The 12,133-nt window shown below is 57.2% G+C and carries 10 protein-coding genes; all 10 read right to left on the bottom strand.

What is annotated here, in order from left to right; translation table 11 throughout:
- Positions 1–1,599, bottom strand: a 1,599-nt coding sequence (locus PKO01S_RS27555) for a hypothetical protein (protein ID WP_164779811.1), incomplete at its 3' end; no start/stop codon positions are given.
- On the bottom strand, positions 1,596–2,039 hold the full coding sequence (locus PKO01S_RS27550; protein ID WP_127534649.1) for a phage tail protein: 444 nt from the start codon (positions 2,037–2,039) through the stop codon (positions 1,596–1,598). The genes PKO01S_RS27550 and PKO01S_RS27555, both read right to left, overlap by 4 nt.
- 21 nt (positions 2,040–2,060) lie before the next feature.
- Positions 2,061–2,294, bottom strand: a complete 234-nt coding sequence (locus tag PKO01S_RS29690; protein WP_127534648.1) for a DUF6760 family protein — start codon at positions 2,292–2,294, stop codon at positions 2,061–2,063.
- Complete coding sequence (locus PKO01S_RS27540) at positions 2,237–2,605, bottom strand: phage tail assembly protein (RefSeq protein ID WP_127534647.1); 369 nt, start codon at positions 2,603–2,605, stop codon at positions 2,237–2,239. The genes PKO01S_RS29690 and PKO01S_RS27540 overlap by 58 nt, the downstream gene beginning before the upstream one ends.
- A 231-nt stretch (positions 2,606–2,836) precedes the next feature.
- Positions 2,837–3,274 (bottom strand): phage tail protein, encoded by a 438-nt coding sequence (locus tag PKO01S_RS27535; RefSeq protein ID WP_127534646.1) that lies wholly within the window; start codon positions 3,272–3,274, stop codon positions 2,837–2,839.
- Between the two features lie 40 nt (positions 3,275–3,314).
- Positions 3,315–4,853 carry a phage tail sheath family protein gene (locus PKO01S_RS27530; RefSeq protein WP_127534645.1) on the bottom strand — a complete coding sequence of 513 codons (1,539 nt, stop codon included), beginning with the start codon at positions 4,851–4,853 and terminating at the stop codon, positions 3,315–3,317.
- Between the two features lie 37 nt (positions 4,854–4,890).
- Positions 4,891–5,754 (bottom strand): hypothetical protein, encoded by an 864-nt coding sequence (locus tag PKO01S_RS27525; protein WP_127534644.1) that lies wholly within the window; start codon positions 5,752–5,754, stop codon positions 4,891–4,893.
- Positions 5,751–6,335 (bottom strand): DUF4255 domain-containing protein, encoded by a 585-nt coding sequence (locus PKO01S_RS27520; protein WP_127534643.1) that lies wholly within the window; start codon positions 6,333–6,335, stop codon positions 5,751–5,753. Before PKO01S_RS27520 ends, PKO01S_RS27525 begins: the two co-directional genes overlap by 4 nt.
- A gap of 22 nt (positions 6,336–6,357) precedes the next feature.
- Positions 6,358–8,670 carry an AAA family ATPase gene (locus tag PKO01S_RS27515; RefSeq protein ID WP_127534642.1) on the bottom strand — a complete coding sequence of 771 codons (2,313 nt, stop codon included), beginning with the start codon at positions 8,668–8,670 and terminating at the stop codon, positions 6,358–6,360.
- A gap of 288 nt (positions 8,671–8,958) precedes the next feature.
- Positions 8,959–12,133: S-layer homology domain-containing protein (locus PKO01S_RS27510; protein ID WP_174818622.1), on the bottom strand; the 3,175-nt coding region annotated here is incomplete at its 5' end.

The following is a 12,133-nucleotide window of genomic DNA, read 5'->3' as shown; positions in this document are numbered from 1 at the left end:
TCGACCTATTAGAGCAGTATTCTCTGCTCGATTCAGCCTCCGGAAAATTGCTGCCGGGGAGGAAACGGTGTCGCTGGCGGCATAACTCCGCGCTAGTTGAAGTGAATGATCCACACCAGCTGTAATCGTCCCTCGTCCTCCGGTTGCTGACGCAAGTTCACTCGCGGTTGACCCTTCTTCCATCATGGAGGGGAAAGAAAGCTTCGACAGCGTCATCCTCTGCGCAGTTGCTCCCATCGTGAGTCTTGAACTATGCGACAATACAGCCTCAGCCCATGCACGCCGCATCATCTCCGCCTGCTCAATCAGAGGACGGCTGCCCGATTGAGGAAGGGAAAGCATCCGCCTTCCCGCCGGACGGGACGGCGTTTCACCATCATCACCCATAAGGAGATGGGGCTGTCCGCCTGATCCAAGCAACCTCTGTCCGATTCGCGCTGGATGTATCACTCCGGTTGCCGCTTCCGCACGGGTATGCAACAACTGCCCGGCTGCCAACGGCACCAGCACGTTCCCCGTCAGGCGAGACGACGATTCGCCGTCCGCGCCTGACTGGGATTGCGGCGGTTGAATTGCGGTTCCCCGTGCCAGCAGCATACGGCCTCTTCCCGTATCTCGCGGCATTCCGCCGCTCGCTTCCTGACCGACACGCAACAACTGCTCAGTCCCTGGCGTCAACTGCGCGCTTCCTGACTTGCGGGACAACGTTAAGCCGTCCGCATTAGTAAGGGGCTGCGACGGTCGAATGCCTGATCCCCGTGTCAGCGGCTTATGTTCGATTCCGGCCCGATTCGGCATTCCGCCGCCAGTCTCCTCACCGGCATGCTGAATCTGCCCGGTCCCTAACAGCATCTGCCCGCTATCCGCCGGATGCGCCACTCCGCCTCCTGCCACGCCCGGACCAAACCTAGCACGTTCTCCCGGCGGCAGGGATCCGGAAACTGGTGCGCCTCCCTGGCGAGAATTTACTCCAGCCTCGTCTGTTCGAACGAGCAGCGTCAGCCATTGCTTCAGCGGCCCGAATCCGGGACCGCCAAGCTGGAAAGTGCCGCTGCCGGCCCCGATTCGGGACAGCGGCATATGGCGTTCCGCCCATGCCCGCGTTGTCCGCGTAATAGCATCCGCCGACCGCGCAAGCTGCTGTTGCTGATGCCGCTGCATGCCTGACTTGCGTACCGCCGTACTTACGTCCTCCTGCTGCGGCCGGCGCACCTGCGCATTGCCGCTCTCATCCTGCCAATGCTCGCCGCTTGCTGCCGCGCGATCATTCTCCTTCTGCGGACGGTACACCGGCGCCCTGCCGCTCTCATCACGCAAGCGCTCGCTTCGCAGCAAGCTATGGGGCGGCACCTGCAACTGCCGCCGCAACTGCCCGTTCATGGCCTGCCATGCCGCGCCTGCCTCTTCCGCCCGGTCACGGACGATAACCGTCCGTTCCCTCCACCGCTCGACGATGCGCTCGGCTGGCTCCTGCTCCTCTTCGCCCATCAAATAGATAAGCGCAGCCATCGCGGCAGGCCGGCTGACTTCTCCCGAATGCTTCGCCATCAGCATTGCGGCAAATCCAGGATCAGACACGAGTCGAAACCGCAGCGTCATATCCCGTTAACCTTCAAGCCTTGATGGACAATTTCAATCGCTTCCACCGCGACTCCGCTGCTGTCCGCCCGCAGCTCGGGACCGGTCCATTTGACCGGATAAGCGCCGGCGAAATTCCACCGCCAAGCTTCGTTGCCGTCCGCATCTAATAGAATGATCGAGCCTTCGCGCCTCTTCGACAGCCAGCCTTCAGAAGCGGCCTTGAACCAGAGGTACAGTTCTTCCGAACCGGTCATGCCGCGTTTCAAAGTCAAATTCGACTGCCGCGTTATTCGGGGAAGCCGATGGATGTACGTATTAACGCCGCCCTCCCGGTACTCTTCCATCTCGATTTCCGCTTCGATTCCATGCACTTCGCTGAACCCTCCGGCGATCAGACCGTCGAGTTCGATCAGAAACCGGAACCCGACGAGCGGATCCCTCCTAGCTCCTGTCGGCATGTACCGCCCCTCCTACACCGCTCATGTCGCAAAAATATTTTTCGGCTCCTTGCTCGTCTTCCGGTGAATCCTTGATATTTCCTCGCACCAGCGCCGCCGCTCCCGATGATCCATCTCCATAATGTCGTCATGCTTCCAATGAAAGTAATACGCGATGAAAGCGACTTCCTCATAGAGCCGTTCAACCGGGTAGCCGCTTAATACTCCCCCGCAGCAGCGATCTCCAAGTGAAAATGATGCTCGCACTTCGGACATTCCGCTTCGATTGAAGCATTGCCGTCATCGTTGATCCGCTTGTAGAACGATTGCAGAAACGCAAGATCAGACGAGAACAGCCCTTCGATCACGGCCGGGTTAATCACCTGGAGATCGCCTAGCTTCGTAATAACACGCGATAACAAAATAATCGTTAGGTATGCCGGGTTCTGCTGAACGCGCGGGTCCTTGAGCGGCAATATCTCGTCCGCCGCCGTCGACAATCTCATCGTCCCGGTACGGTGCAGCGTGCCTTGCTTATCGACATAGCCTTTCGGGAGCACAAATTCGAATTCGGTTACGAAAGCCATTATGACTTCATCCTCTCGCCGTATGTTTGGATCACTCTTTTTATCTGCGTTATCCGCGGTTCATATCGGCCTCGACCGCCGCATCATCCGCGCGAATATTCTTCGCCCTCGATAACCTGGCGCCGGCAGCGGCCGGACCGGCAACCTGAGTGCCAGCTTCCCATTCAGGAGCAGCTGCCAGCCCTGCTGCGCGGTCCCCGCCGTCATTGCCGTCGCAACCGGCCAGCTGTTCTAGCTTTCGCGGACCATGCCTTCGTGCACAATATCAAGCGACTCGATGCCGACTTCGCTGCTCTTCGCGTTGAAGTCAGGAGCGTCGTACTTCGATGGCCATGCATTGATAAAGTTCCAACGCGACTTGTCGCTGCCCGTCTCGTCGACGAGGACGATCGAAATATTTTTGCGCTGAACGTTGCCCTTGGTCACTTCGATATACCAATTGTAAATTTCCGTCGAGTCGGTAATGCCCCACTTGAGGCTGATGTTGCCGTACTTCGTCAAGCCGCTCAGCTTGCGTACCGTCGTCACCTCGTTGCCCTCGCGGTACTCGACGACGTCGACCGTGGAATCGAAGCCGGTTACGTCAGTAAAGCCTGCTTGCTGCAAGCCGTCGATTTCAACCCGGAACCGGAAATTGCGGTATGGATCCTTTCTTTGACCCGTTGCCATCGCTTGCTTCCCCCTAACGAATAATTAGTAATTCCGTATATTATTGCGAGTCGGCGCTGCCAGACAGCTGCGCGATGCGGAAAATAACGAACTCGGCCGGACGGACCGGCGCTACGCCGATCAGCACGATCAAGCGGCCGTTGTTAATGTCGTCCTGCGTCATCGTAGAACGGTCCACCTTCACGAAGAACGCTTCCTCTGCCTTGCTGCCTACGAGCGCGCCGTCGCGCCATACGCGCGTCAGGAACTCGTTGACCGTCCGTCTTACGCGTGCCCACAGCTTGTCGTCGTTCGGCTCGAACACAACCCACTGCGTACCGTTGTAGATCGATTCCTCCAAGAAGATGAACAAGCGGCGTACGTTCACATATTTCCAGAGCGCATCGCTGGACATCGTTCTGGCGCCCCAGACGCGGATGCCGCGGCCCGGGAATGCCCGGATGACGTTCACGCCCTTCGGATTAAGAATATCCTGCTCGCCCTTCGTAATCTGGAACTCCAGATCGACGACGCCGCGCAGCGTATCATTGGCCGGCGCCTTATGTACGCCGCGTTCAACGTCCGTCCGTGCATACAGACCGAGTACGTGTCCGCCCGGCGGAATCGTCTGTTGGCTGCCCGTCTCCGGGTTGATCACTTTGACCCATGGGTAATAGAATGCAGCATATTTCGTATCCTCGATATCGTCGCGCGGCGACAGCTCATCGACCTTCTTCTGCGATTCCGAGTCGAGCACGACGAACCGGTCCTTCAACAGCTCGCTGTGCGAGATGAGCGCTTGTGCGAGGCCTGCAACTGCCAATGCATTCGGCGAATAAAGCAGCGAGATGTCATCGATTCCATCAAGCGCCGTCAATGCTTTGCGCTGGCCCGGCTGATCCGTATCGCTGCGGATGAAGTCGTCCAGCACAAGCGCAGTTGCCGTACCCCCGAAATCGTCGCCGCCTCCCAGATAAGCAGCAGCGCTCGCATCCGGCAGCAGCACCGGCTTGCCAGCGGCAGCGCCAAGACGGACCAGGTGAGAGCTGTTGTTTACTTTTTTGCCAAAATAATCGGGAGACTCCGGATCGATCGTAACGTTGTCGTACTGCTCGACGGCAGACGGACGCGGCAGCGTCTTCGTATCGGTCTCTGGATCATAGAGCGCCTTCGGCAGCTTCTTCCAATAGAAGACCGAGATTTTGAACGTATCCGCACCTGCCGACCCCGCTGCTACTTTGATGGCGATCCGGTTGCCCCAGTCCCCTTCGCCGATGGCGGACACTTGCAGCGCGTCGTCTTCATCGTTTTTGAGAATGTACGTTGCTGTGACGGCTGTTTTGCTGACGACTCTCGCGATATAGGCGCGTTGTCCGCCATTATCGAAGAAGCCTTGCACCGCATACGGCAAATACGATGCATCCGTGTAGCTGCCGAACTTACGCTGGAATTCCAGCCAGCTCGAGACGAATTCCGGCTTCGTTGTTCCGCGCTCCGTCGCGCCTAGAAATCCCGCTGTACTCGTCGATACGCCCTCTACGGGCTTGCTGCCGATCTCAATCTCTTCCACATATACGCCTGGGGACAAATATTCCGGCATGGTCATTTCCTCCTCGACATGGATAAATTAACGATTGCTATATAGACAACAGTGTCAGAATGCCGAGCGATGCCGTCCGGCCTTCCTCGCACTGAATATCCCGATGGATCGTTGCATAGCCGTCCTGCGATACCGTTAAGGCAACGAAGCCTCTGCTGAGCGGCACACGGGCGACAGGGATGGCCGCTTCGCCGCGGCTGTCGGCCAAAACCTCATAATGGCTCACCGGCTTCACGGCATAGACAGAGGTGCCCGCTTGATGCGGATACCGGACCGGCTCTGCCAGCGGGTAGCCTTCCGCCGCTGCGTTCGCCGGAATGGACGGTGCCAACCGGACATACTCCAGCCGGCCGGCTTGCGTATCCTTGAGCAGCAGCACGCTGCCAGGGGACCATGCATCAAGCCCAACGCCCGCAAGCTTCAGCTTCGGTGCCCCCAGATCAGCCGCTGCGGCTAAAGTCGCCGAATAGCTGCTCTCCGGCTCGAACAAGTCTACCCTCACAGCTGCTCCTTCTGCCGGCCGGCTAGCCTGCCGCTGCACAACGGTGCGAATAAGAGTAAGATGGCTGGCGAACGGATAGCTTGGCTTCGGAAAAAGCGGTAAGTCGACCGTTACGGGCAGCGACTCCGCAGAAGGCGGAACCGTCACCGTCTGACCGGCGCCCATGTAATATTCCGACTCCACATGCACCGTATAGTCTCCGCTCTTCAAGCCGGTGTATATATACCAGCCGCTCCGGTTCCGGATCGGCGGCTTCTCCGCGCCGGCCAGCCGCACGGTCACATCGCCGACGAGCGTGCCGCCAGGCGCAATAGCATCGAAAGGCCGTACGGCCACTGATACGACCGTTAACAGCTGCTCGGGCTGTCCGGCCAATGTCGGCTCCCATGCGCCGCTCATGATTGCGCCTCGCTCTGGCCGACGGACAGCAAGCTCGTGCGTACGCGCGGCCCTTCCGTCTCCGCATCGGAGCGAAGGAGCACGGGCGACACGACGTAACCGATGGACGGCCGGTAATGCTGCTTCGGAATCGCATGCCAGATGGACGTAAGCTCCGTCAAAGCAAGCGGATTCATCGTGACGCGCAGCACCTCGTCCGAACCGTGGAGCGAACCTTGCAGCCGCGATCCGTGCAGCAGACTGTTATCATTGAGCAGACGCATCGCCCGGCCGAGAACCCGCTGTTCTTCGAGCGATTTTTGCCCGATGTCCTGCACCGATGTATACGCCGTAAGCATGTAATACAAATCCAGCGCAAGCGGCGGCCGCTCCGAATAGCCCGAATAACCCATTTGATTGTTTTTGAGATGCGGATTCTCCGCTATGTAGTACAAGAACAGCGTCAGGCTGACATTCTGCCCTTCGACGTCCGCAGGGGAGAGCAGCACGATCGAGCTTGACTGCACCAAATCGCTCATCCCTTCCCGCAGCAGCCGCAGCAAGGAATCTCCGACGTCGGCAATCACGGTATCTGTTGCCAATGGACCACACTCCTTTGATCTGTCATGTCCAATCGTAATAAGGACCAAAATCTTCGCGCAGACACAGCTTGCCGAGCTTGTCGAACTCCTGTCTGACCGCCCGGATGAGATGGCGCATCCCAATCGGCGTACCGTCCTCCGCTGCAAGATAAGCGGCCGTCAGCGCCGCGTTCTTGATATTGCCGCCGGACAACCGGATATGGCGGGACAAGAAGACGTAATCGATATCATTGCCCCGGGGAGCCTCCTCCGGGAACATAGACATCCACAGCCGGTATCGGTGCTCCTCCTCCGGCACGGCGAATTCGATCCGAAACGCCATCCGGCGCGCGAACGCCTCATCCATGTTGTGCTGCAGATTCGTAGCGAGAATGGACATGCCTTCGTACTCTTCCATCTTCTGCAGCAAATAAGCGACTTCCGTGTTGGCATGGCGGTCGTGGGAATCTTTCACCTCGGACCGTTTGCCGAACAAAGCGTCGGCTTCATCGAACAGCAGAACAGCATTGCTGTTCTCTGCCTCATAGAACAAGCGGCGCAAGTTCTTCTCGGTCTCCCCGATATACTTGCTAATGATTTGAGACAGGTCGATCCGGTACAGATCTAGTCCAAGTTCGCCCGCGATCGCCTCCGCCGCCATCGTCTTGCCCGTACCGGGCGGTCCGGCGAACAGGATGTTCGTCCCTTTGCCCCTCGACAGCTTGCCGTGAAAATTCCATTCCGTCAGCACCCGCTGCCGCTGCTCGTACTGGCTGATGATCTGGCGGATTTTGCGCAATTGGTCGACCGACAGAACGAGCTGCTCCACCTTGCACTGCGGCACAATTCTTGTCGCGATATCGCCAAGACGGTGCTGCTTCTGGCGGCGGCAAGCCTCGCGTATATCGTCCGCCGAGACGGCTGCGTCAAGGCCCGCTCCGCTGCTGCGCCAGCGCGCCAACGATTCCGCGAGCTGCCACGCTTCATCGATGGCGCCTGCGGTCAGCTTGTACCGCTCGGCGATAGCGAGCCAATCGACCGCCGCATCGACCGGCACGGCCGATTGTTCCGCCCGCTGCTCCCAGCGGGCGGCTCTCTCCCGCACGGGCGGAAGCGCAAGCTCAAGCTCGATGATGGGGATGCGGAAGCTGCCGCCTGACGGGACGATGCGGTCGGTTCCGAGCAGAAGCAGCGGCAGCGGCACCCGGCTGCAATGCTCTTGCAGCATACGCCAGTGGAGCATCGGCGCAGGCCGGTCTCCTTCGTTCAGCCGCTCCGCGCCGTTCAAAGCCAGTGCCGCGGAGCGCAATCCCGCTTCCCTGCAAAGCATGCGAAGCATCGACGTCATCGCTTCCGGATGCTCCGGCAGCAAGCTCAGATCGGCCATCAGCAGCGGAATGCCTACCTTCTCGAAAGCGGCTGCCGCCACAGCGGACTTGCCTGAACCGGAAGGCCCGTACAACAAATATGCCGACGGCTTATTCGCTGACGGCGCGGCGAGCATAGCTGCAAGCCGCTGCGCGAGCGTTTCGGATGCGGCGTCAGCAACGCCAGCCGTGTTCATCCGAGCTTGGTCGTCATATGCCCTGCTAGAGGACGCCGGCATCAATCGGGCCATGTCTGCCGCCCGCGCATCAAGGCGGTCAGGCTCCATAATGAATTGCGCAATCCCGGCATCCAGTTTAATAACGGATGCAATCAACGACTGAGCATGCGCGTCGATAGGCCGGGCTTGCAGCTCCACCAGTTGCTGCGAACGCAGCGTTGACCCCGGAAGCCAATAAGACAGCAGCCTTCCGCCCGCTGCACCCCTCGTCTGGAACAGACGAAGTGCAATCGCGACGGTCGGACGCTGGCTTGTCGCATCGTCCTGCAAATAACCGAACAGCTTGCCGTATTTGACATCCGCCTGCGGCGCGACGGCAAGGATCAGACAATCATATTCGTAACGGTCGAGCCCGAACCAAGCAGCGATCCGCCGAAGCGGCAGACCGGCTCCATGCCGCCCCGTTAATTGAACGCGCTGCTCGATCGTTTCACGGAGCGCGCTCAATTCTTCTTCCATCTCGAACAGCCGAATTTGCTCGTGAACCGCTATCATTTCGGCCGACTCCGCGCTTTCATTCAGCAGCCGTACCATTTCCTCACGGGTTAAGGCAAGTCCAGGATAGGCGCGCGTCAATTCGTCTTGCGACTCCTCCCGTATTGCCATCCGTTCAATTTCCATGCGAATGAGCAGATCCAATCGGCGAAGCTCATCATAAAGATGCTCCCAATGACTGCGATAGCCGCCATGTCCGGACTCTTCCTTGGCTGTCTGCTCATAGCCGTTGCCGAGCAGCTGGAATTCTGTCATTCGTCCCCTGTCTCCTTATGGAAAGGCGAGGATATTCGAGTGGTTTGTGATCCATAACGTATATCACTCGCCCCCTTATATCGGTTTATTGATACAAATTGTATCACCAACTTTATAAATCTACAATACGAACACTGCCCTCCAAAGTTCAATCCTTTTAACAAATCGATTAATTTTTGTCAAAGATTTAACAATTGTGATTTCAGTCCCATTCCAGCATACAAAAACAAACAAGCGGGTACGTCGGCATATCGCCTCGTACCCGCTTGTCGTATTCATGGATCGTCGTTATTTCACTTGATCTTCGATCTGTTTAATAAAGTGCTCTTCGCCTTGCTCATCGTACGTCGATTCATGCGATACGGACGCTTCTTCGATATGCCCGAAGCCCCAATAGTTCGCAGGAACGTCAGGGAAAGTCGGCTCGATGTCATGAAGCGGACCGCGGTAGAGCATATGGTTGATAAGTGTCACCGCTTCTACGCGCTTAATCGAATTCGAAGGCTTGTAAGTACCGTTCTCATAACCGGTGATCATGCTGTTGCGGAACAAGGCCTCGATCGAGGACATTGCCCAATGGCCTTTAACGTCGGTGAAGTGCAGCTCGACCGGCGTTCCGGTTTTCAGCCCCAGGTACCGGACCATAACAACAGCCAGCTCAGCGCGGGATACCGGTTGATTCGGCAAGAAGCGGTTGTCTTCATATCCTGTGAACAAACCGGCTTCCGTCACTGCTTTAATGTAGCCGTATGCCCAGAAGTCGCTGTCTACGTCCTTGTAGCCAGGGTCTGCTCCGTCATACTTGCCGATCAGACGAGCCATAATAGCCGCTAATTCTGCACGGGTCAGGCTTCTGTTCGGCTTGAAGTTTCCATCCGGGTAGCCTTGAATGTACCGGATATGCTCATGCTCGCCATCGACGATGTTTAGGATGACGGAAGCGATGCCGCTCTTGTCTCCTTTGCTGTTAACGAAGGCAGACACTAGCTCGACTTTCTGTTCCTTGCCGTCAATCTTAGGCAGCTTCAGCACAGGGTGGAAACTGTCGGTCTTCGAGGAAGCTGGCCATACGATGGCCGAACCTTCCAACTTGCCGCCATCCAGATCGATCACTTGAACGCCTTCAGGGAGCTCCAGCTGGATGGTGCCTTCAGCCGTTGGACCCGAAATGATGTCATACGACACCGTCACCGGCACTTCGCTTTCCGCTGGGTAGACACTTTGCTCGATCGTTACGTTGGTCGAGACTTCCGTCGGCGCTGACACCGGAGGTGTCGTAGCCGGAGGCGTAATCACTCCGCCGCCTGTATAAACAGGACGGTTCATGACGATATCATGCCGTACAATCGCTTTCTCGACGGATATCGTCGGGCTCGTATACGTATCATATCCGCTCTTCGTAGCCACTAAATAGTAGTCCGTATGCGCGTATACCATATACGCATATTTGCCGTAGATATCGCTCAACTGCGGGTTCTTATTATCGTTCGGCGCGAATCCGGTCAAGACCGGCAGCACGACTTCCGTATTCGGTGTTACGCCGTTGTCACGGTTGCGCTGAGTATCCGCATAATAGAGAACGACATGTACACCCTCTACCACTTGTCCCGATTGGGAATCGGTAATCGTACCATACGGGTCAATCAGTTCTTCTTGGATGTTCAGCTGCCCGTCGACCGTCACGCTTACTTTCGGCAGCGAGCCATCCTTGCGTTGGTTCACGATAATCTCTTGCCCATCCGTATTCAAGAACCGAATCTCGAGGGAATACTCGCCCTGCGTCAAATTCGTAGCCGTAAATACGCCGTCCGCGGTTACCGTGAAGCCTTTCGGCTTACCTGTCGTTTCGTCGAGTACATATTGGCCTTGAGCGTCTTTCAAATACACTTTCAGGTTGCTTGTAACCGGAGGCGACAGCCACACATCGCCGCTCGGTTGCTTCGTATTAATAATGCCGCTGATCGTCTTCTTGGAGGCGAATACTTCTCCGCCTGCCCCTGTCACCGTTCCAGCTCGCGCCGGCTGTTCAATCGTAATCGTCTTCGATTGGTTGCCCAGCGTAATGGTCTTCGTAATGGATACCGTATAATCTTCTTCGCCGCGAGGAATCGCGATCGAGTAGCTTCCGTCAGGTCCGGTAACGGCCTCTGCCGAGAAGTCGACAACTCCGTCGCCGTTAAAATCCTTCACGATACGGACGATAGCGCCGACTACCGGATCAGGACGGCCGTCTCCGTCTGTATCCGTATTATTGGTGACGATGCCTTGGATGGAAGCAGGCTGGAACGTCACGATAACTTGTTCGACAGCGTACAGTTGATGCTCTTGGTCATCGACCGTAGCGGTGACTGGAATATTTTGCGACAGAATGCCTTCGATCTTGTCCGAACGGTACGATACGACTGCTACGCCTTGAGCATCCGTAATGGCCTTCTGGGTCAAATGGATACCCGGCGTTCCGTCTACGAACGAGCCGCGCGGTGCAGAGAATTCTACCTCGACGCCCGCAATAGGCTTGCCGTCTTTATCCTTCAGTACTGCCGTCAGCTTCGATGTCGTCACGCCGTCGCCGACAATCGCGCTCGGGCTGGCCGTCAGTCCGAGATTGAACCGGACGAGCTCGTAGTTACGCTCGATGACCGTGCTGACGAGGTCGGTAGGCAGCGCCTCGAGCATGCTCGAACGCGTTCCGTATCCGTCGCTCTTAATAACAATCAAGTATTCACCGGTTCTGATCTGATCAAAATGGTATTTGCCGTCCGCTTCCGTCGTAAACGGACCCGCAATTTTCACAGTACCCGTCAGGTCGTACAGCGTAACGAGTGCGCCTGCAATCGGCTGCTTCGTCTTCTGATCCGTAATCTTGCCGAGCAGATTCACTTCGGTGCGGACGTGATAAGCGTTGTCTTCAAGCTGACGCTCCGCTTTCTCTTCCTGCGTCACGTGTCCCGCTGCGTCGTAGGCGACGAACACCGCTTTGTAATCTCCCGCCGCGATTGCATCGGACAAGCGGAATTGAGTATTGCTCCATACTTTCTTGCCATCGGCTTCCGCCGTTACCGCGTTATTCAAGTGCAGTTCGACTTGTACGCCGTTCACCGTTGCAACGACACGTTCAGCCGACAATGCGCTTACTGCAGACAATTTCATCGGGCTGCCTGGCGTTACGATGACGTAAGGCGAGGTCTCGCCTTGCGCTCTGCTGCCGACCCATCCATCGAGCGGATTCAGCGGACGCACTTGAACGGTGATAACCGCCGGAGCGCTGTCCGACTCCGAATCGTTTGTTTTAAACGTAAACGAGTCTGTTCCGGTATAACCATTGTCCGGCGTGTACGTCAGCTCGCTGCCCGTACCCGTCAATCGGCCATGCTGCGGCCCATTAACGATGATGTATCGCAGTTGTCCTGCGTCCGTCTCGTTATCCGATCCCGTCAACGTAATGCCGACCGGCATCTCTTGA

The organism is Paenibacillus kobensis NBRC 15729, from assembly GCF_004000825.1.
GTDB classification, from domain to species: domain Bacteria; phylum Bacillota; class Bacilli; order Paenibacillales; family Paenibacillaceae; genus Paenibacillus_T; species Paenibacillus_T kobensis.
Note: the sequence above shows the minus strand (reverse complement) of the source record. Positions and strands in the feature narration are given on the sequence as shown.